This window comes from Mesorhizobium sp. CA16 (genome assembly GCF_020165175.1).
Taxonomy (GTDB): Bacteria; Pseudomonadota; Alphaproteobacteria; order Rhizobiales; family Rhizobiaceae; genus Mesorhizobium.
On sequence record NZ_JAIUHP010000008.1, the window covers coordinates 58,332 to 78,377 of the forward strand.

A 20,046-nucleotide genomic window follows, 5' to 3' on the forward strand; every position below is an offset into this window, starting at 1 on the left:
GAGAAATGCCCGGCAGGGCAATGAGGGGCAGAGCCAACCTGTCAAGTAGAGCGGCGCCAAGCCCGAGCATATCCGCCCCAGGACTGATCGGTCGGTGGTTCTGAGCGCTCACCCTTGCTCATCGCGATGACGCGATCTGAGGCTAACAAGGCCGCGCCGATGCTGGTCCCGGTCGAGGTCTCTGACGCAATGACCGGTCGCTCGGTAGCTGCCGCCAGCATTCTGATGAAAAGCGGGTTCTGCGCGAAAGGTCCCTCGACGGTCGTCGGTCCGTCGCCGCCGATCAATTCCAGGCAGGTCGCGGTCGTCAGCGCCAGATAGAACGAGATGGCGGCGAAGCGCTGGCCGGCGCTTAAGTCCTCGGCATTGACCCACTGTGCGCCGCGATGCGGAAACGGTCCCGAACCCCGCTGAGTGGCAGGCAGGAGCAGCACCTGCCGCGCCAGAACGGCGGCAACATCGTCTTCGCTCCATTCCTGGCTTTGGCCGTCGGTCAGAAGCGAGAACTCGCGCCCACCCATGAAGCGCGCCGAAGGCACCGGATCGCCGAGCGCGTTGACATTGACCAGCGTGTCGCGCGCCGGGTCGAGCTCCACCTTCCTGCCGCCCACCGCCATCGACACCACCCATGTGCCGGTCGAGACGACGGAGAAGGGCGGTGTGTCGGATAAAAGGTGCGGCAGCAGCGAGGCGTTGGAATCGTGCAGTCCGCAGAACACGGGCGTCTGCGGGTCGAGCCCTGTCCGCCGCGCCAGCTCCGGCAGGATCGGGCCAAGCCGATCCTTTGCCGGTCGCACCGGCGCCATCAGCCGGCGCCAGTCCATCCGGTCGACCAGCGACGAGTAATCGGACGTCCAGGGATTCCAGAGATCGGTGTGGCAGCCGAGCGAGCTCACCTCATTGGCGGCGACGCCGGTCAGCCGCAGCGCCCAATATTGCGGATACATCAGCATCGCGGCGGCCGTGGCGAAGTCCGCCGGGAAACGTTTCTGCTGCCAGAAGAACTGTGCGCCGAGATTGAGGCCGATCGGCAGTCGCGGCGTGCCGGTTTCGCCGAAGGGCGGACGCACGGCGTCGTAATCGGCCCTAAGCTGGTCGGGGCCGTCGAATTCATAGTCGAGCACAGGCAGCACCAGTTCGCCCGAGTCGTCGACCAGCGCGCCGGTCGCGCCATGCGCGGTGATCGAGATCGCATCGATCCGCCGTTCGCGGTTGAGATCGGCGAGGCTGTTCAGGATGAACGTCCACAGCGCCTCGACATCGTGATGCGGGTAGGGCGCCTGCCGCACCGGCGCGTTGGCGAAGCGGCGCAGCCCAATCTCGCTCAGTGTCGCGAGATCGACCAGCGCCACCTTGGCGTTGGTCTTGCCGATATCGATGACGGCGACGATCATGCCATATGGAACACGGTTTCCAGCGGCGCCGCCACCGGCTCGTTGTCGGGTTTGGTCTCCATGACGTCGGCCATGTGCGCCCACCAGCGCTGCATCACCGGGTGCTTCGGAAGATCGGCCATGCCGTGGTCGTCGCGGCGCCACAGCACGCCGAACAGGATATCGGTCTCCTCGTCGAGATGGATCGAATAGTCGGAGACGCCGGCCTCTCTCAGCAGCGCGACCAGCTCGGGCCAGATCTCGTCATGCCGGCGCTTGTACTCGGCCTTCATGCCAGGATTGAGCTTCATCTTGAAGGCGTATTTCTCCATCAGGCGAAGCGCCCCTCGCGCAGCCGCCGCCAGACGATCGGCAGGGCGATGACGATGATCAGCAGCAGGCCGATGAAGATCGACATGACAATGCCGGGCACGTTGAGCAGTCCGAGGCCGAACGTCACCAGCCCCATGATGAAGGCGGCAAGCACGACGCCCAGGATGCTGCCGGCGCCGCCGAGGATCGAGACGCCGCCGAGCACCACCATGGTGATCGCCTCAAGCTCATAGCCCTGCGCGATCGACGGCCGCGTCGAGCCAAGCCGCGAGGTGATCAACACCGAGGCTATGCCCGACATCAGCCCGGTCAGGCAAAACAGGATGAATTTGATGCGGTCGACGCGCACGCCGGAAAAATGGCAGGCGACCGGGTTGTTGCCGATGGCGAAGACGCGGCGGCCGAAGCTCGTGCGGTGCAGCAGGAACCAGTAGATGAGCGCCGCGGCGAGGAACAGCGCCAGCTCGAACGAGAAGACCCACCAGACATAGCCCTGGCCGAAGAAGGCGAAGCTCTCCGGATAGCCTTTGTAGGCCTGGTCGCCGAGAATGATGAAGGCGATGCCGCGAAACAGGCTCATCGTGCCGATGGTGACGACGATGGAAGGCAGGCCGAGCCGGGTGACAAGCAGCCCGTTGCAGGCGCCGCAGCCGAGTCCCACGAGGACGCCGATTGCCACCAGCACCGGTGTTCCCGCGCCGGCCTGCACCGCCATGCCCATCATCGTCGAAGCTAAAGCCACGATCGCCGCGACCGACAGGTCGATCTCGCCCGAGATGATCAGCAGCGCCATGGCTAAAGCGATCAGCCCTTTTTCGGTGAAGTTGAAGGTCAGGTCCGACAGCGACCACGGATCGAGGAAGTAGGGCGAAGCAAAACTGTTCACCGCGAAGATGAGGACCGCGATGACGACGAGCAGCGCCTCCCAGGAGAAGATCGCCGAGGAGAGTGGCTTGTCCAACCGGTCGGGGATGTGGCGCGGGGCAGGGGTGTCGGTCATGCCGCTTCCGCCTTTCTCAGGATGATCCGGCCCTGCCGGCGCTCGCCGCGCGCGTTGAGCACCACGGCCAGGATGATGGCGCTTCCCGAAATCGCCATCTGCCAGAAAGGCGAGATGTTGATGACCGGCAGCGCGTTGGAGATGATGCCAAGGAACAGCGCACCCAGCACCGCGCCGCCGACCGAGCCGATGCCGCCGGCGATCGAGATGCCGCCGATCACGCAGGCGGCGATGATGTTGAGCTCATAGCCGTTGGCGACCTCGACTGAGGCGATGACGTAGCGCGAGATCCACAGATAGCCGGCGAGCCCGCCGATCATGCCGGAAATGCAGAACACGATGAATTTGGTGCGGCCGACATCGATGCCGGCATAGACCGAGGCGGTCGGGTTGACGCCGATGGCGTGAATCGAGCGGCCGATCTGCGTGCGCGTCATCACCAGAAAGAACAGCGCGATCACGATGATCGCGATCCAGGACAGCACCGGCAGGCCGAGGAAGGCGGCGCGCTGGAAATTGATGAAGTCCGAGCTCATCTGGTCGGCATTGACCCAGGCGCCGCCCGAGACGACGAAGGTGGCGCCTCGATAGATCGTCAGCGTGCCCAGCGTCACCACGATCGACGGGATGTTCAGCCGCCACACCAGGAAGCCGTTGATCGCGCCAAGCGCCAGTCCGATGGCAAGTGCGATCACGATCAGCACCGGGATCGGGATCGCCGGATGCGCGGCGTTGAGCATCGCCACCACCATGCCGGTGAAGCAGAGGTTGGACGCCATCGACAGGTCGATCGAGCGCGTCAGGATCACCACCATCTGACCCAGCGCCAGGATCATCAGGATCGAGGTGTCATTGAACACCTGGCGCAGATTGGCGGGGACGGCGAAGCCGGGGAAGCGCGTCGAGATCAGGCCGATCAGCACGACGATGCCGGCAAGCAGCCAGATCTCGCGGTATTTGAGGAAGCTCTTCATGCCGCGATCCCCGCCGCCGTTCGAACTAGCGTCTCGGCGTCGAGCCCCTTGTTGTCGTAGGTCGCCGCGATGCGGCCTTCGCGCATGACCACGACGCGGTCGGACATGCCGAGGATTTCGGGCAGTTCCGACGAGACCATGATCACCGACAGGCCTTGCGCGACCAGTTCGGCCATGAAGCCGTGCACGGCGGCCTTGGAGCCGATGTCAATGCCCTTGGTCGGCTCGTCGAGAATGATCACCTTGGGCGCTGTGGCCAGCCATTTGGCGATAACGACTTTCTGCTGGTTGCCGCCGGAAAGCGTGCCGACATCCTGGCTCAGCGATGAGGCGCGCAGGTCGAGCCGCTCGGTGTAGGAGCGCGCGAGCGAGAACTCTTCCGCCAGCCTCAGCACGCCGGATTTCGAGGTGCGCTTCAGCGACGGCAGCGACACGTTCTGGAAGATGGGCAGGCCGATCACCACGCCCTGCTTGCCGCGCTCTTCCGGCACATAAACGATGCCGGCCTCGATCGAATCCGCCGCCGATTTCGGTGCGATCGTCTTGCCGTCGAGTGAGATGGTGCCCCGGCTGATGCGCGTGATGCCGGCGATCGCTTGCATGACCTCGCTGCGCCCCGCGCCGACCAGCCCGTAGAAGCCGAGGATTTCGCCCTTGCGCAATTCGAAGCCGACGTCGTCGAACTCGGTCGGATGCGACAGGCCGGAAACCGACAGCACCGGCGCCCCGATCTTCGGCTCGCGCTGCGGAAAGATATGATCGACGTTGCGGCCGACCATCATGCGCACGATCTCGTTCTGGCCGGTGTCCTTGAGCAGGCCTTCGCCGACCATCTCGCCGTCGCGGAAGACGGTGTAGCGGTCGGCGATGCGGTAGATCTCGTCGAACTTGTGGCTGATGAAGAGCACCGCCTTGCCTTCGCTCTTCAGGAATTCGATCAGCAGGAAAAGCTCCTCGATCTCCTTCATCGAAAGTGCCGCTGTAGGCTCGTCCATGATGACGATGCGCGCGTCGATCGACATGGCGCGTGCCACCGCCACCAGATGCTTATTGGCGATGCCGAGGTCCTTCAGCCGCGCGTCAGCGTCGATATGGCCGGCGCGCATCGTCTCCAGCACCTCGCGGGCGTTCTTGCGCATGGTGCGCCAATCGATGGTGCCGAAGCGGGTGCGCGGCGCATGGCCGAGAAAAATGTTTTCGGCGACCGAAAGATCATCGAACAGCACTGTCTCCTGGTGGATGGCGGTGATGCCGTGGCCGAAGGCGGCATGCGCGCTGGGCAGCGTCGTGGTCAGGCCGTCGATGCCGATCTCGCCTGAATCGGGCTGGTAGATGCCGGTCATGATCTTGACCAGCGTCGACTTGCCGGCGCCGTTCTCGCCGATCAGCGCCGTCACCTGTCCGGGATAGAGCGACAGGCTGACATTGTGCAGCGCGCGCACGCCCGGGAAACTTTTCGAGATGCCTGAGAGCGTCAGGCGAGGAGCGGAGGCGGGGAGCCGCTCCTTTACCGTGCCGTCATGGGCCGTCGTGTCCATAGTCGTATCAAGCCCGGTCAATCTATTGCGTGTAGACTTCCCCTCACCCGACCTCCGCTTCGCTCGGTCGACCTCTCCCCGAGGGGAGATGAGATTTCCGAGCTTGGCTCCAGGCTCTTCTCCCCACCGGGGAGAAGGTGGCCGCGAAGCGGCCGGATGAGGGGGCAGCGCCATCAGTCCGAGATCAATAGATCTTGGAGAACTTCTCGATGTTCGTCTTGTCGAACTGGAAAGGCGGAGCCATCGCGGCCGAGTTGGTGTCGTCGAGCGTCACCTTGCCGACGCGGCCGATCGACAGCGTGGCGCCGGGCTTGGCTTCTTCCTTCTTCACCGCCAAGTCATGGGCGAGATAGATCGCCGAATAGCCGAGGTCGATCGGGTTCCAGAGAGCGACAGCCTGCGAAGCGCCGTTGTCGATGAACTTCTTGAACTCCGACGGCAGCGCGAGGCCGGTGACGTTGACCTTGCCGATCAGGTTCTCGTCAGTGACGACCTGCGCGGCAGCGACGACGCCCACCGTGGTCGGCGCGATGATCGCCTTGAGGTTCGGGTAGGACTTCAAGAGGCCCTTGGCTTCATCCGTGCTCTTGGCCGAGTCGTCATCGCCATAGACGGTGGCGACCAGCTTGATCTTCGGGAACTTCTCCGGCAGCACCTTCTTGGCTGCCTCGATCCAGGCGTTCTGGTTGGTCGCGGTGGAGGAGGCAGACAGGATGGCGACGTCGCCGCCCTCCGGCAGGTAGTCGGCGGCGAGCTTGATGATGGTCTCGCCGATCAGATTGGTGTCGGACGGGTTGAGGTGGAGCTGGCGGCCTTCCTTGGCGACGCCCGAGTCCCACGAGATCACGGTGATGCCGCGCTCCATCGCCTTCTTCAGCACCGGCACCAGCGCGTCTGCATCATTGGCTGAAACGGCGATCGCATTGACCTTCTGCGCGATCAGCGAATTGATCACCTCGATCTGGGCTTCGGCGGTAGCCTTAGTCGGACCGGTATAGATGACATCGACATCGCCCAGTTCCTTGGCCGCTTCCTCGGCGCCCTTGTTGGCGGCGTCGAAGAAGCCGTTGCCGAGCGACTTCACCACCAGCGCGATCTTGACGTTCTCGGCATAGGCGGCATTCACGAACATGGCGGCGGAAAAGGCCGCCGTAACCAGCAGTTTCTTCAAAAAGCTCATCGAATATCCTCCCTTGAGCGTTGCATTCCATCGCCGCTGCGGGCGCGAGTTTCCTCAGGCCTGCAGTGAAGATTCCTCCTTGTCGCTTGACTGTCCGCGGGCGACGATCAGCGCCACGCCCGCCGTTTCCAGCATCTTGGCCTCGCGGTCCTCGATGCCGTCGTCGGTGATCACGGTTGCGATGCGCGACAGCCCGCACAGGATAAGGCTCGAGCGCATGCGGAATTTCGAGGAATCGACCAGCACCACCAGTTCGTCGGCCTGGTCGATCAGCTTCTGCTCCGCCTGGATCAGAAGCGGGTCGCCTTCCATCAGCCCGAGCGGCCCCAGCCCCTGCGCGCCCATGAACATGCGTCGCGCATAGAAGTTGCGCGTCACGTCATTGTCGAAGGGCGACAGGATGATGTTCTGCTCGCGGTAGATCGTACCACCCGACAGCATCACCGTGTTCTTCGAGTGCTTGAGCAGATGCTCGGCGATCGGGAAGGAATTGGTGAAGATCGGCATGCGGCGTCCGGTCAGGAAATGCACCATCTGGAAGGTGGTGGTGCCGCCATTGATGATGATCGGTTCGCCGTCCGCGCAAAGGTTCACGGCTTCGCGGGCGATCGCCCGCTTTTGCGCGGCGTTCAGTGTTTCGTTGACCGAGAAGGGCCGGCCGGCAAGGCCGATGAACTGCGGCGGCGAGATCGCCTCGGCGCCGCCGCGCACCCGGCGCAGGCGCTTTTGTACATGCAGCGCCGCGATGTCGCGCCGGATCGTCGCTTCGGAAGAGTCCGTCAGTTCGACCATCTCCTGCACCGTCACCACAGGCTTTTCCTGGACGGCGGACAGTATGATCCTGTGGCGCTCTTTCTCGTGCATGGTTCCTCCCTGCCCAAGCATCAGGCCTTAGAAAACGCGCAGTGTCAATCATTTCCGATCACATATTTCCATTGTGCAGTGCAATATGATCGATATTGATCGTTTGTGATTGACAAGCGCGACGCTTGCGTAGACATTCCCGGGCGAGAAATGAGGGGCGCGGCGCTCGCGCCTCAGGGAGGACACCTATGCTCGACAAGCGCTCCGGCTCGCGCCTCGCCAATCTTTGGGACGATGCAAAAGCCGAAGGGATGAGCGGTCCCGAGCTCCTGGTCTATCGCTCGAACACGCTGGGCTCCGACAAGCGCGTCACCAATTATGGCGGCGGCAACACCTCGTCCAAGGTCTGGCAGAAGGATCCGCTCACCGGCGAGGATGTCGAGGTGCTGTGGGTCAAGGGCTCGGGCGGCGACAGCGCCTCGATCAAGCTTGACGGTTTCGCCACCCTCTACATGCAAAAGCTGCGCGCGCTGAAAGGCCTTTATCGCGGCGTCGAGCACGAGGACGAGATGGTGAGCTATCTGCCCCACTGCACCTTCAATCTCAATCCGCGCGCGGCCTCGATCGACACGCCGCTGCATGCCTTCGTGCCTAAGGCTTGCGTCGACCACATGCATCCTGACGCCATCATCGCGGTCGCCGCCGCCAAGGATTCCAAGGCGATCACCAAGGAGATTTTTGGCGACGCCATCGGCTGGCTGCCGTGGAAGCGGCCAGGCTTCGAACTCGGCCTGTGGTTGGAGAAATTCTGCCTCGAGAACCCTGATGCCAAGGGCGTCGTGCTGGAAAGCCATGGCCTGTTCACCTGGGGCGACACGCCCAAGGAGTGCTACGAGACGACGATCTCGGTGATCAACCAGGCGATCGACTGGTTCGAGCGCAAATCCGAGGGCAAGGCGATCTTCGGCGGCGAGGCGGTCCAATCGCTCGACGCTTCCGCGCGCCGCGCCATCGCGGCCAAGCTGATGCCGCGGATCCGCGGCCTCATCTCCGAAAAGAGCCATAAGCTCGGCCATTTCGATGACCAGCCCGCCGTGCTCGAATTCGTCAATTCGAAGGACTTGCGGCCGCTGGCGGCGCTCGGCACCTCCTGCCCCGATCACTTCCTGCGCACCAAGATCCGGCCGCTGGTGATCGAGTTCGATCCGGCAAAGCCGGATGTCGATGCCGTCATCGCGCGCCTGGCCGACGACATCGCCGAATACCGCGTCGGCTATCAGGCCTATTATGACAGCTGCAAGCATCCGGACTCGCCCGCCATCCGGGATCCCAATGCCGTGGTCTATCTAATGCCGGGCGTCGGCATGTTCACCTTTGCCGGCGACAAGGCGACGGCGCGCATTTCCGGCGAGTTCTATGTCAACGCCATCAATGTCATGCGCGGCGCCTCGACGGTTTCGTCCTATGTCGGCCTGCCTGCACAGGAAGCCTTCGACATCGAATACTGGCAGCTCGAGGAGGCCAAGCTGCAGCGGCTGCCAAAACCGAAGGCGCTTGCCGGGCAGATCGCCTTGGTCACCGGCGGCGCCGGCGGCATCGGCCGCGCCACCGCCACCCGGCTGCTGCGCGAAGGCGCCTGCGTAATGCTGGCCGACATCGACGATGCCGCGTTGGCCAGCGCCAATGACGAGCTTTCGAAAGCCTACGGCAAGGACTTCGTCCGTCCGGTGCGGATCGACGTGACGTCGGAAGATCAGGTCGCCTCGGGCTTTGCCGAAACGTCGGTCGAATTCGGCGGCATCGACATCCTGGTGTCCAACGCAGGTCTGGCCTCCTCGGCGCCGATTGAGGAGACAACGCTGACCTTGTGGAACAAGAACATGGACATCCTGTCCACCGGCTACTTCCTCGTTTCGCGCGAGGCTTTCCGGCTGTTCCGCGCCCAGAAGATCGGCGGCAATGTGGTTTTCGTCGCCTCCAAGAACGGGCTCGCCGCCTCGCCGAACGCGTCCGCCTATTGCACGGCCAAGGCTGCCGAGATCCATCTGGCCCGCTGCCTCGCGCTGGAAGGGGCGGAGGCGCAGATCAGGGTCAATGTCGTCAATCCGGACGCCGTGCTGCGCGGCTCCAAGATCTGGACCGGCGAATGGAAGGAACAGCGTGCCGCCGCCTACAAGATGTCGACCGACGACCTCGAGGAGCATTACCGCTCGCGCTCGATGCTGAAGCGGTCGGTCTTCCCGGAGGACATCGCCGAGGCGATCTACTTCTTCGCCTCCGACATGTCCGCCAAGTCCACGGGGAACATCGTGAACGTCGACGCCGGCAACGCGCAGAGCTTTACGCGTTAGGCACGCGCTTCCCTTCTCCCCGTTCTAGGGGGAGAAGGTGCCCGAAGGGCGGATGAGGGGCAGCGCTAGCCGACGAATACTGGGAGGAAGTGCAGTGTCCGAAACGATCATCTCGACTGACGTCGTCGAAAAAAGCAACGCCACGCGCGAAGCCGACCTCGACCGCGACTACGCTTCCCTCGGCGAGCGCCTTGACCGGCGCGGCATCGCCATCGACGCCATCTGCGACAAGGTCGAGAAATTCGGCGTCGCGATCCCGTCCTGGGGCGTCGGCACCGGCGGCACGCGCTTTGCCCGCTTTCCCGGCGCCGGCGAGCCGCGCGATATCTTCGACAAGATCGAGGACTGCGCCGTTATCAGCCAGCTGACGCAGGCAACGCCCACCGTCTCGCTGCACATCCCGTGGGACAAGGCCGATCCGAACCGGTTGAAGCAGGCGGCGTCCCGCTTCGGCCTCGGCTTCGATGCCATGAATTCCAACACCTTCTCCGATGCCAAGGACCAGAAGCTCTCCTACAAGTTCGGCTCGCTGTCGCATGCCGATGCCGGCACGCGCCGCCAAGCGGTCGAGCACAATCTTGAATGCATCGAGATCGGCAAGACGCTTGGATCGAAAGCGCTGACGGTGTGGATCGGCGACGGCTCCAACTTCCCCGGCCAGGTCAATTTCGCGAAGGCCTTCGAGCGCTATCTCGTCGCCATGCGCGAGATCTATGCCGGCCTGCCGGACGACTGGCGGCTGTTCACCGAGCACAAGATGTATGAGCCGGCTTTCTATTCGACCGTCGTGCAGGACTGGGGCACCAACTACATCATCGCCAAGGAGCTCGGCGACAAGGCCTTCTGCCTGGTCGATCTCGGCCATCATGCGCCCAACGTCAACATCGAGATGATCGTGTCGCGGCTGATCCAGTTCAAAAAGCTCGGCGGCTTCCACTTCAATGATTCCAAATATGGCGACGACGATCTCGACGCCGGCTCGATCGATCCGTACCGGCTGTTCCTTGTCTTCAACGAGCTGGTCGATGCCGAGCTCACCGATGCCAAGGGCTTCAATCCCGCGCATATGCTCGACCAGAGCCACAACGTCACCGACCCGATCGAGAGTCTGATGCTATCGGCGGTCGAGGTGCAGCGCGCCTATGCGCAGGCGCTGCTGGTCGACCGCAAGGCGCTGGAAGGTTTTCAGGATGCCAATGATGCTTTGATGGCGACGCAGACGCTCAAAGTCGCCTATCGCACAGATGTCGAGCCGATCCTCGCCATGGCACGGCTGAAGAAGGGCGGCGCCATCGATCCCGTGGCCGCCTATCGCGACGCCGGCTATCGGGCAAAGGTCGCCGCGGAGCGGCCGGCTGTTGCGGGTGGCGGCGGCGGGATTGTGTAGTCAACTTCCTGTCGATCCAACGGGCGACGGCAGCGCTTGAGCACCCCCCTCTGTCCCTGCCGGACATCTCCCCCGCAAGGGGGGAGATCAGCAGTTCCGCCGACGGCGCTGTTCCTGCAACGTTGGTGATTGGCGAAAGCGATGGCGACATCAGATCTCCCCCCTTTGCGGGGGAGATGGCCGGCAGGCCAGAGGGGGGTGTGAAGGATTGCCAACCGTCACAATTGGCTGGACTCACCCACCTCAACGGTCTTTCCTAGGCGTCCCCAAACGCCAGGAGCACCGCCATGCCCTTGACCCGCCGGACGCTGATCGCCGTCAGCCTTTCGCTCACCTTTGCCTTCACGCCGACCACCGTCTTCGCCGCTTCGCCAACTCCCGCCAAAGGCGAGCACGGCATGGTGGTGACTGCCCAGCATCTTGCAACCGAAGTCGGTGTCGACGTGCTGAAGAAGGGCGGCAACGCGGTCGATGCCGCGGTCGCCGTCGGCTATGCGCTCGCCGTGGTCTATCCCAACGCCGGCAATATCGGCGGCGGCGGCTTCATGACCGTGCGCATGAAGGACGGTCGCACGACCTTTCTCGATTTCCGGGAGCGCGCGCCGCTCGCCGCGACCAAAACCATGTATCTCGACAAGGACGGCAAGCCGATCAAAGGCGCCAGCCTCGACGGCTATCTCGCGGTCGGGGTGCCCGGCTCGGTCGCCGGCTTCGAGATGGCGCGCGAGAAATACGGCACGCTGCCGCGACAGGAATTGATGGCGCCGGCGATTGCCTACGCCAAGGACGGCTTCGTGCTCAATCAGGGCGACGCGGCTTCGTTCGCCGGCGGCGCCGACCGGCTGGCGAAGGACCCGGCTGCCGCCGCCATCTTCCTCAAAAAAGACGGCAAGCCTTACGGTGTCGGCGAGAAGCTCGTTCAGCCGGACCTTGCCGCCTCCCTTTCGGCGATCTCGGAAAAAGGCCCGGACGCCTTCTACAAAGGGTCGATTGCCGATGAAATCGTCAAGGCGAGCGGCGCGAAAGGCGGCATCCTCGCCAAGCCTGATTTCGAGCAATATGCCGTGCGCGAGCTGAAGCCGGTGACCTGTTCCTATCGCGGCTACGAGATCATTTCCTCGCCGCCGCCGAGCTCGGGCGGCGTCATCATCTGCGAGATACTCAACGTGCTGGAGGGCTATCCGCTCTCCTATCTCGGCGCCGGCTCGGCCGAGACGGTTCACGTCATGGTGGAAGCCATGCGCCACGCCTATGTCGACCGCAACTCGGCGCTCGGCGACCCTGATTTCGTCGACAATCCGGTCTCGAAGCTGGTCGACAAGGCCTATTCGAAAGACATCCGCGACAAGATCGACCCGTTCCGCGCCGGCGTCTCGAAGGAGCTGATGCCGAAGGGCTTCGGCGAGTCGAAGGAAACCACGCATTACTCGATCATCGACAAGGACGGCAACGCGGTGGCCGTCACCTACACGCTGAACGGCTCCTTCGGCGCCGGCGTCGTCGCCGACGGCACCGGCATCCTGCTCAACAACGAGATGGACGATTTCACCCAGAAGCCGGGCGTGCCGAACCTCTACGGCCTGGTGCAGGGCGAAGCGAACGCCATTCAGCCGAAGAAGACGCCCTTATCCTCCATGAGCCCGACGATTGTCACGAAGGACGGCAAGCCGTTCATGGTCATCGGCAGTCCGGGCGGCTCGCGCATCATCACCATCACGCTGGAGGCGATCGTCAATGTCATTGACCACGGCATGGACATCCAGCAGGCGATCGATGCGCCGCGCATCCATCATCAATGGCTGCCGGACACGGTCTATGTCGAGCCTTTCGGGCTGTCGCCGGACACGGAGCGGCTGCTTGCCGGAATGGGCTACCATCTCGACTTGAGCGACCAGACCTGGGGGCAGGCCGCGGGCATCCTGGTCGGCGGCAAGAGCCTGGCGGAGATCGAGAAGGGCGGCGGCGCCCGCTACAATGGCGCCATCGACAGCCGCGCGGCCGCCGGTGAGGCGCTGGGATATTAGATGACCAGCGTGATGGTCGAAGCGATCAGCATGACGGCGGCGATGGCGACGAACAGCGCATAGATGCGCGGCCGGTCGAGCAGCAGCGCATTGCCGGAAATCCAGGCCGCCGTAGCGCCGCCGAGCGCGAAGAGGAAGCCGTTGCGATGGCCGAAGGACATGGAGGCGGCCATCAGGCCGCCGATGATCAGCGCGCCGAAGACGATGATGACGGCGACCGCGTATTTCTCGAAATCATTGCCGCCGCCCATCGCCGGCCCCATCGCATTGAGATTGGGCAGGTCGTCCGGGTCGAAAGGGCTGGTCGACCCGTATTCGTCTTGACCGAGGGATTCGCGCATCATTCGTTCTCCGCTGGGCGGCAACAAACCATCAACGCCAGCCGAGCGCAACCCGGCAAAACCGCCACGGCGATGCATTCGCTGCCCGGCTGATGCCGACGTGCCACGGTTTCCCGGTCGGTTTCAACGGCGCAGCGGCGTTGCGGTTCCCACAGCATGATGCCGAAAGATACGAAGGGGTTTTCCGACGATATCAGCTCCATCTCTGGCCCTGATCTACCTGGAAAAATCACTGCGCACGATGCCGTGCCGCTGCAGCTTGTCATAGAAGGTCTTGCGCGGGATGCCGAGCGCCTCGATGGTGCGCCGGACGTCGCCGTCATTGCGGCCAAGTGTCTCGCGGATGATCTCGGCCTCGTAGCGATCAAGCCGTTCCGGCAAGGGCACGGAGGTGTCGCGTTCCGTTGCCGCGGGGGAAGGCGATCCGGCAACGTCCTCGAGCCCGAGCACGAAACGTTCGGCGAAATGGGCAAGCTCGCGCACATTGCCCGGCCAGTCATGGTCCCTCAGATGACGCTGGACCGCAGCGGAGATCGCCGGCACGGTGCGACGGAAGCGGGCAGCGGCCCGCTCGGCGAAGTAACCGAACAGCAGCGGCACGTCGTCCCGCCGCTCGCGCAGCGGCGGGATTGAAAGCGTCACCACATTGAGCCGGTAATAGAGATCCTCGCGGAAAGCGCCGCGTTGACTGGCATCGCCGAGATCGACCTTGGCTGCCGCGACCACCCTCAGATCGACCGGGCGCACCTCATTGGTGCCGAGCGGCGTCACCTCGCGCATTTCCAAGACGCGCAGCATCTGTACCTGTGTTGAGGCCGGCATGCTTTCGATCTCGTCCAGGAACAGCGTGCCGCCGCTCGAATGCTCGATGCGGCCGACGCGCTTCTTCTGCGCGCCGGTGAAGGCGCCGGCCTCGTGTCCGAACAATTCGCTCTCGATGACCGTCTCCGGCAGCGTGCCGCAGTTGAGCGCCACGAAATTGCCCTTGGCGCGGCGGCTCCAGCGGTGCAGCAGGCTCGCCACCACTTCCTTGCCGGAGCCGGTCTCGCCGGTCACCAGAACGTCGACATCGGTGTCGGCGATCTGCCGCAGCGTCCGGCGCAGCCGCTCGATAGCCGGCGTCTGGCCGATCAGCGGCAATCCCTCCTGGGCCTGCTCGGCCGCTTCTCGTAAAGCGCGGTTCTCGATCACCAGCCGGCGTTTTTCCGCCGCGCGCGCAACGCTCTGCGCCAGCCGGTCGGCGGCGAAGGGCTTGGTGATGAAGTCGTAGGCGCCGTCCTTGATCGCCTTGACCGCCATGGCGATATCGCCATGGCCGGTGACCAGGATGACGGGAATGTCGGGGTCGAGCCGCAGCACGCGGTCGAAAAGCTGCAGCCCGTCGATCTCCGGCATGCGGATGTCCGACACCACCACGCCGGCGAAATTCCTATCGAGCGCTGCCAGCGCTTCCTTCGCCACCGGGTAGGCCGACACCGCAAAGCCGGCAAGCTCCAGCGTCTGTCTTGTCGCCTTGAGCAGATCGCTGTCGTCATCGATCAGGATCACCGGTGCTGGGTCATGCCTGGTCATGCTGCGCCGGCTTTCGACAGATGGATGGTGAAGCGTGTGCCTTGGCCGCTGCTCGAAACCTCGATGCGCCCGCCATAGTCGGCGACGATGTCCTTGGAGATGACGAGGCCGAGCCCGAGGCCCCTTTCCTTCGAGGTGTTGAAGGGCGTGAACAGGGATTTCAGGATCGCGGGCGGGATGCCCGGCCCGTTGTCGGATACGACCAGCGCCACGTCTTCGGCGGTTTCGGTGGCGGAGACTTCGACCCGCGCGCCATCACGGCCATCGAGCGCCTCCAGCGCGTTCTGGAACAGGTTGATCAGCACCTGCTCCAGCCGCAACCGGTTGCCCATGACCTTCAGCGCCGGCGGCGGCAGCGTGATCGCCAGCGCGTCCAGCCGGCCGGCGAAGCGGCTCCTGAGCAGCACCACGGCGCCTTCGATCACGCTGCGCAGCTCGACCGGTTCGGCGGCGGTGCGGCCCTTGCGGGCAAAGGCTTTCAGCTCTTCTGTGATCGAGCCGATGCGCTCGGTCAGCGCCGCGATGGCGCCAAGGTTCTCTTCAGCCGAGGCGCTCTGCTTGCGCTCCAGGAAGACTCGCGCATTGTCGGCATAGGCGCGGATCGTCGCCACCGGCTGGTTGATTTCATGCGCGACGCCGGCAGCGACCTGGCCAAGCGTGGCAAGCCGGTTGGCCTGGACCAGCTCCTGCTGCATCACCTGCAGCTTCGCCTCCGTGCTGCGATGGTCGGTGATCTCCGCCTGCAGCCGGTCGCGTGCCAGGCTGAGGTCCTGCGTGCGCTCGACGACGCGGCGCTCGAGCTCGGCCCGCGCGGCCTGCTCGGCGGCGATCCGCATCTGCGCGGACTGCCTGCGCCACAAAAGATAGGCGGCTAATGCGAGGAGCGGGACAAGAACGCCCAGTGTCAGCAGCCGCATCTCGCGCTGGGCCGCCGCGATCGGCGCCTCGGCCGGAACGAGATAGTCGAGCCGCCACGGCGTCGACGGCACCGCGGTCGACAGCCGCAGATACTCGGCGTCGCTGCCCCCGGGCGTGATGGCATGGACCAGCGCGACGTCGGAGCTCAGCGGTTGCGGTTTTGTGATCGGCAGGGGCACCAGTGGCGCATCGCCAAATTGCTGGCTGGCGCGGATGGCGGCGCTGACCGAAACCGCCAGCGGCGCCGTCGTCATGAAGCGCCAGGAGGGCACGCTGGTGATCAGCACCACGCCATGCTCGTCGCTCACATAGGCCGGGCGGTTGGCCTCGTGCCAGTCGGCCTCGAGCTGGTCGAATTCCATCTTGACCACGACAACGCCGAGCGGCCCCGAAGCGCCGTCGACGCGGCGCGAGATGTAGAGGCCCGGACGTTTGCTGACGTTGCCGAGCGCGAAATATTCGGCCGTGCCGGTTTCCATAGCGCCCGAGAAATAGGCCCGAAAACCATAGTCGTTGCCGACGAAGCTCACCGGTTCGCGCCAATTGCTGGAAGCGATCGCCAGGCCGTCCGGGCCGGTGACGTAGAGCACCGAGGCCTTGGTGCCCGACACCAGCCCTTCGAGCTTGCGGTTGAGCACGTCGATCGCGGCAGGGCTGCGTTGCGTCAGCGCGTCATGCACCTGCTGGTCCTCCGACAGAAGCAGCGGCAGCGCGCGCGGATTTTCCAATACAGCGCGCAACAGCGCGACCTTGAGGTTGGCGTCGGTGCGTCCCTGCGTGGCCAAGGCCCCGATCTCGGTCGAACGGCCGTAGAGGCCGGCGCTGTAAAGCGCTGCCGCGACGATCGCCAGCGCCACCGCTCCGAACAGCAGCCAGGCGCGCCGCGCCCGCCCGGCGAGCAGTTCGGGCGTCGAGGCGAAGGCAGCGGCAGGGCGTTGCAGCATGCCGCATCTGTGCATGAATTCGCACAAAGCACAATTCGACCTATGCGGATAAGCGCACGGAAGCTCTCGAAGATGCCCCGTCGTCGGTTCGAAAAAGCCAACAAAATCAATGTTTCGAGGCTTCGGCTATCACCTGGCACGCGCGTTGCAAATGCATCCGTAGCAGCCGTGAGGCTGTGGAGGTCAACAGCCCCCAGGGAGGTCGAGCGTTTCGATCGGGGGCCGAATGGAGGATATCATGCAGACAGCAATCGCTGCCGCCGAACCGCGCGGCAAGGTTCCCTTTTACCGGCATCTCTATGTGCAGGTCCTGGTGGCGATCGCCGCCGGCATCCTGCTTGGCCATTTCTATCCCGACTTGGGCGCCTCGCTGAAACCGCTTGGCGATGCCTTCATCAAGCTGGTCAAGATGGTAATCGCACCGGTGATCTTCCTCACCGTGGCGACCGGCATTGCCGGTGTTTCCGACCTGCAGAAGGTCGGCCGCGTTGCCGGCAAGGCGATGATCTATTTCCTCGTCTTCTCGACTCTGGCGCTCGTCGTCGGCCTCGTCGTCTCCAACGTCGTCCAACCCGGCGCCGGCATGCACATCAATCCGGCCACGCTCGACGCCTCGAAGGTCTCGACCTTCACCGAGAAGGCGCATGACACGACCATTGTCGGCTTCCTGATGAACATCATCCCCGACACCATCACCGGCGCCTTTGCGCAGGGCGACATCCTGCAGGTGCTGTTCTTCTCGGTGCTGTTCGGCATCGCCCTGGCGCTGGTCGGCGAACGCGGCCGCCCGGTCGTCGATTTCCTCCAGGCGTTGACCGCGCCGGTCTTCCGCCTCGTCGCCATCTTGATGAAGGCCGCCCCCATCGGCGCCTTCGGCGCCATGGCCTTCACCGTGGGCAAATACGGCATAGGCGCGATCGCCAACCTCGCCTTCCTGATCGGCACCTTCTATCTGACGTCGCTGCTCTTCGTGCTCGTAGTGCTGGGTGCCGTCGCATGGTACAACGGCTTTTCCATCCTGGCGCTGATCCGCTACATCAAGGAAGAGCTGCTCCTGGTGCTCGGCACCTCGTCGTCGGAAGCGGCACTTCCCGGCCTGATGGCCAAGATGGAGCGCGCCGGCTGCAACCGCTCGGTGGTCGGTCTTGTCATCCCGACAGGCTATTCCTTCAACCTTGACGGCACCAATATCTATATGACGCTTGCCGCGCTGTTCATCGCCCAGGCGACCGACACGCCACTCACCTTCGGCGACCAGATCCTGCTTTTGCTCGTCGCGATGCTGAGCTCGAAGGGCGCGGCCGGCATCACCGGCGCCGGCTTCATCACGCTGGCCGCCACGCTCTCGGTCGTGCCCTCGGTGCCGGTCGCCGGCATGGCGTTGATCCTCGGCGTCGACCGCTTCATGTCGGAATGCCGCGCGCTCACCAACTTCGTCGGCAACGCGGTCGCGACCATCGTTGTGGCCCGCTGGGAAGGCGAGCTCGACCAGAAGCAATTCGCCGCCGCCATGGCCGGTCAGTTGCCGGAAGAGGCTGACCTTGCGCTGTCGGGCGGCCTGCAACCCGCCTAGCCAACCAGCATCCTCCCGATGCCGAGCAGGCCGCGGCAAGCGCCGCGGCCTGTTCTTTTTGTCGGCTGCCGCATAGGGTGGCGCGGCGCGGCACTCCTGCCGGTGCATTCCCGTTTCATTCAGGGGCGGTCGATGAGCAATGCGTTTCCCGAGATCTACGTCGTTCGCCATGGCGAGACGGAGTGGAGCGCATCGGGCAGGCACACCGGGCGCACCGATATCCCGCTGACGGCGAAAGGCGAAGAGGCTGCGCGCGGCATCGCCTATCGGCTCGAGGGGCTAACGTTCCAGGCGGTCTGGTCAAGCCCCTCGCAGCGCGCTTTCGACACCTGCCGGCTCGCCGGCTTTGGCGAGCGCGCGGTCAAGAGATCCGACCTTCAGGAATGGGACTACGGCGCTTATGAAGGCGTGACGACCAAGGAGATCCTGTCCAAGCGACCCGGCTGGCAATTGTTTCGCGACGGCTGTCCGCACGGTGAGACGGCGGCCGATGTCGGTGCCCGCGCGGACGCCATCATCGCCGGGCTGCGCGCGGTTGCCGGCAATGTGCTCATCTTCTCCAGCTCGCATTTCCTGCGTGTGTTCGCGGCTCGCTGGGTCGGCCTGCCGCCGGAAGGCGGCGAGCACTTCGTGCTCGATACCGCCAGCCTCAGCATCCTGGGCTATGAGCACGATCTGACCGAGCCGGTCATACGCCGCTGGAACCAGAAGTAGCCGCAGCTCGATAGCAGCTCAGGCGTCTCTGGAGATTAGGCGAAAACCCTCAGCCTCGTCATTCTAGGGCGGAGCAAGGAGCGAAGCGACGCGGCGCAGACCCTAGAATCATTCCGTTACCAATGAGCGTTGCCGCGGTGCAGAGCGACCCCTGTCTTGCACCGCCTTTACCCTTTGCGCCAGGTCACGGAATGGAACCTCGGGTCTGCGCGTCCGCTTCGCTCCCGCTCCGCCCGTGGATGACGAAGCTGAGGCGTTTCGGCTAGACTCTGACCATCGCCAGCTCCTCGGCCGTCAGATGCCGCGCCTTGCCCTTGGCAAGTTCGCCAAGCTGCAGCCGCCCGATCGCCACCCTGACCAGCCTCAGCACCTCAATGTCGAAAGCGGCGAGCAGCCTGCGGATGTGCCGGTTGCGTCCCTCGTCAAGCACGATCTCCAGCCAGGCTGTCCGCCCGCCGCTGCGCAACAGCGCGATCGAGCTTGCGGTGAGCAACTCGCCGTCGACGACGGCGCCCTGACGAACGCGCTCCAGAATTTCCTCGTCGAGCGCGGCGGCGATCTGCACGTGATAGGTCTTGGCGACATGCGAGGCGGGGTCGAGCAGGCCGTTCGCCCAGCGCGTGTCGTTGCTCATCAAAAGCAGCCCTTCGCTCGCCTTGTCGAGCCGGCCGACGGCCGACACGAACGGCAGGTCAAGCCCTCCCAGGCAGTCATAGACGGTGCCGCGGCCCTCCGGGTCGTCGCGGGTGGTGACCAGCCCGCGCGGCTTGTTGAGCATCAGATAGACCTTGCGCTCGGCAATGACGCGCTCGCCGTCGACGGTGATGCGGTCGCGGTCGGGATTGATGCGCAGCAAGGCATCGCGCACTGTCTTGCCGTTGACCTGCACGCGGCCCTCGACGACGAGACGCTCGGCCTGCGTGCGCGAGCAGAAGCCAAGCTTGGAGAGCGCTCGGGCGAGGTTGACTTTTGGGTTTGCGGATCGTCTGTCGGGTTGGCGTGCCACTATCTTTGTCTTCG

At 64.3% G+C, this 20,046-nt stretch carries 16 protein-coding genes; 5 read left to right on the forward strand and 11 right to left on the reverse strand.

Features of this window, described 5'->3' with window-relative positions:
* Window positions 1–41 precede the first annotated feature (41 nt).
* From LB525_RS13505 to LB525_RS13535, 7 genes are all read right to left on the reverse strand, one after another.
* The gene (locus tag LB525_RS13505) at window positions 42–1,394 is read right to left on the reverse strand and encodes an FGGY-family carbohydrate kinase (protein WP_224544986.1); all 1,353 of its coding nucleotides are present in this window, start codon (window positions 1,392–1,394) and stop codon (window positions 42–44) included.
* Entirely contained in the window at window positions 1,391–1,705 is a 315-nt protein-coding gene (gene rhaM / locus LB525_RS13510; protein WP_224544987.1) for an L-rhamnose mutarotase, read from the reverse strand. The genes LB525_RS13505 and rhaM overlap by 4 nt, the downstream gene beginning before the upstream one ends.
* Window positions 1,705–2,706, reverse strand: a complete 1,002-nt coding sequence (locus tag LB525_RS13515; protein WP_224544988.1) for an ABC transporter permease — start codon at window positions 2,704–2,706, stop codon at window positions 1,705–1,707. The genes rhaM and LB525_RS13515 overlap by 1 nt, the downstream gene beginning before the upstream one ends.
* Window positions 2,703–3,680: an ABC transporter permease gene (locus tag LB525_RS13520; protein WP_095765870.1), complete on the reverse strand. Its 978-nt coding sequence runs from the start codon at window positions 3,678–3,680 to the stop codon at window positions 2,703–2,705. Before LB525_RS13520 ends, LB525_RS13515 begins: the two co-directional genes overlap by 4 nt.
* On the reverse strand, window positions 3,677–5,218 hold the full coding sequence (locus LB525_RS13525; RefSeq protein WP_224523483.1) for a sugar ABC transporter ATP-binding protein: 1,542 nt from the start codon (window positions 5,216–5,218) through the stop codon (window positions 3,677–3,679). Before LB525_RS13525 ends, LB525_RS13520 begins: the two co-directional genes overlap by 4 nt.
* Before the next feature lie 184 nt (window positions 5,219–5,402).
* Window positions 5,403–6,398: a rhamnose ABC transporter substrate-binding protein gene (gene rhaS, locus LB525_RS13530; RefSeq protein WP_201413304.1), complete on the reverse strand. Its 996-nt coding sequence runs from the start codon at window positions 6,396–6,398 to the stop codon at window positions 5,403–5,405.
* 54 nt (window positions 6,399–6,452) lie between these two features.
* Window positions 6,453–7,262, reverse strand: coding sequence for a DeoR/GlpR family DNA-binding transcription regulator (locus tag LB525_RS13535; protein WP_140844017.1), 810 nt, complete (start codon window positions 7,260–7,262; stop codon window positions 6,453–6,455).
* Window positions 7,263–7,450: 188 nt separating this feature from the next.
* On the opposite strand from LB525_RS13535, the gene LB525_RS13540 reads away from it, so the two are divergent.
* The 3 genes from LB525_RS13540 (at window position 7,451) to ggt (ending at window position 12,964) form a co-directional block, all read left to right on the forward strand.
* Window positions 7,451–9,553: a bifunctional rhamnulose-1-phosphate aldolase/short-chain dehydrogenase gene (locus LB525_RS13540; RefSeq protein ID WP_224544989.1), complete on the forward strand. Its 2,103-nt coding sequence runs from the start codon at window positions 7,451–7,453 to the stop codon at window positions 9,551–9,553.
* Between the two features lie 52 nt (window positions 9,554–9,605).
* Window positions 9,606–10,940, forward strand: coding sequence for an L-rhamnose catabolism isomerase (gene rhaI / locus LB525_RS13545; protein ID WP_224544990.1), 1,335 nt, complete (start codon window positions 9,606–9,608; stop codon window positions 10,938–10,940).
* 287 nt (window positions 10,941–11,227) lie between these two features.
* Window positions 11,228–12,964, forward strand: coding sequence for a gamma-glutamyltransferase (gene ggt, locus LB525_RS13550; RefSeq protein WP_224544991.1), 1,737 nt, complete (start codon window positions 11,228–11,230; stop codon window positions 12,962–12,964).
* Here ggt and LB525_RS13555 read toward each other — a convergent pair.
* The 3 genes from LB525_RS13555 to LB525_RS13565 form a co-directional block, all read right to left on the reverse strand.
* The gene (locus tag LB525_RS13555) at window positions 12,961–13,308 is read right to left on the reverse strand and encodes a hypothetical protein (RefSeq protein ID WP_224512899.1); all 348 of its coding nucleotides are present in this window, start codon (window positions 13,306–13,308) and stop codon (window positions 12,961–12,963) included. The two genes, ggt and LB525_RS13555, sit on opposite strands and share 4 nt — an antisense overlap.
* A gap of 213 nt (window positions 13,309–13,521) precedes the next feature.
* Window positions 13,522–14,877: a sigma-54-dependent transcriptional regulator gene (locus LB525_RS13560; protein WP_224544992.1), complete on the reverse strand. Its 1,356-nt coding sequence runs from the start codon at window positions 14,875–14,877 to the stop codon at window positions 13,522–13,524.
* Window positions 14,874–16,739: an ATP-binding protein gene (locus tag LB525_RS13565; protein WP_224544993.1), complete on the reverse strand. Its 1,866-nt coding sequence runs from the start codon at window positions 16,737–16,739 to the stop codon at window positions 14,874–14,876. Before LB525_RS13565 ends, LB525_RS13560 begins: the two co-directional genes overlap by 4 nt.
* A gap of 238 nt (window positions 16,740–16,977) precedes the next feature.
* On the opposite strand from LB525_RS13565, the gene LB525_RS13570 reads away from it, so the two are divergent.
* The gene (locus LB525_RS13570; protein WP_224544994.1) at window positions 16,978–18,312 is read left to right on the forward strand and encodes a dicarboxylate/amino acid:cation symporter; all 1,335 of its coding nucleotides are present in this window, start codon (window positions 16,978–16,980) and stop codon (window positions 18,310–18,312) included.
* 132 nt (window positions 18,313–18,444) lie between these two features.
* Complete coding sequence (locus LB525_RS13575) at window positions 18,445–19,026, forward strand: histidine phosphatase family protein (protein ID WP_224544995.1); 582 nt, start codon at window positions 18,445–18,447, stop codon at window positions 19,024–19,026.
* Window positions 19,027–19,288: 262 nt separating this feature from the next.
* Here the strand turns inward: LB525_RS13575 and LB525_RS13580 are convergent, their stop codons facing one another.
* Window positions 19,289–20,032, reverse strand: a complete 744-nt coding sequence (locus tag LB525_RS13580) for a pseudouridine synthase (RefSeq protein ID WP_224544996.1) — start codon at window positions 20,030–20,032, stop codon at window positions 19,289–19,291.
* Between the last annotated feature and the right edge of the window lie 14 nt (window positions 20,033–20,046).

Bases quoted from the DNA above. Each gene is read 5' to 3' on its own strand.
- LB525_RS13520 (WP_095765870.1), bottom strand. From the start codon at position 3,680: ATGAAGAGCTTCCTCAAATACCGCGAGATCTGGCTGCTTGCCGGCATC.
- rhaM (WP_224544987.1), bottom strand. From the start codon at position 1,705: ATGGAGAAATACGCCTTCAAGATGAAGCTCAATCCTGGCATGAAGGCC.
- LB525_RS13540 (WP_224544989.1), top strand. From the start codon at position 7,451: ATGCTCGACAAGCGCTCCGGCTCGCGCCTCGCCAATCTTTGGGACGAT.
- LB525_RS13535 (WP_140844017.1), bottom strand. From the start codon at position 7,262: ATGCACGAGAAAGAGCGCCACAGGATCATACTGTCCGCCGTCCAGGAA.
- LB525_RS13525 (WP_224523483.1), bottom strand. From the start codon at position 5,218: ATGGACACGACGGCCCATGACGGCACGGTAAAGGAGCGGCTCCCCGCC.
- LB525_RS13560 (WP_224544992.1), bottom strand. From the start codon at position 14,877: ATGACCAGGCATGACCCAGCACCGGTGATCCTGATCGATGACGACAGC.
- rhaS (WP_201413304.1), bottom strand. From the start codon at position 6,398: ATGAGCTTTTTGAAGAAACTGCTGGTTACGGCGGCCTTTTCCGCCGCC.
- LB525_RS13555 (WP_224512899.1), bottom strand. From the start codon at position 13,308: ATGATGCGCGAATCCCTCGGTCAAGACGAATACGGGTCGACCAGCCCT.
- ggt (WP_224544991.1), top strand. From the start codon at position 11,228: ATGCCCTTGACCCGCCGGACGCTGATCGCCGTCAGCCTTTCGCTCACC.
- LB525_RS13570 (WP_224544994.1), top strand. From the start codon at position 16,978: ATGCAGACAGCAATCGCTGCCGCCGAACCGCGCGGCAAGGTTCCCTTT.
- rhaI (WP_224544990.1), top strand. From the start codon at position 9,606: ATGAGGGGCAGCGCTAGCCGACGAATACTGGGAGGAAGTGCAGTGTCC.
- LB525_RS13515 (WP_224544988.1), bottom strand. From the start codon at position 2,706: ATGACCGACACCCCTGCCCCGCGCCACATCCCCGACCGGTTGGACAAG.
- LB525_RS13575 (WP_224544995.1), top strand. From the start codon at position 18,445: ATGAGCAATGCGTTTCCCGAGATCTACGTCGTTCGCCATGGCGAGACG.
- LB525_RS13505 (WP_224544986.1), bottom strand. From the start codon at position 1,394: ATGATCGTCGCCGTCATCGATATCGGCAAGACCAACGCCAAGGTGGCG.
- LB525_RS13565 (WP_224544993.1), bottom strand. From the start codon at position 16,739: ATGCTGCAACGCCCTGCCGCTGCCTTCGCCTCGACGCCCGAACTGCTC.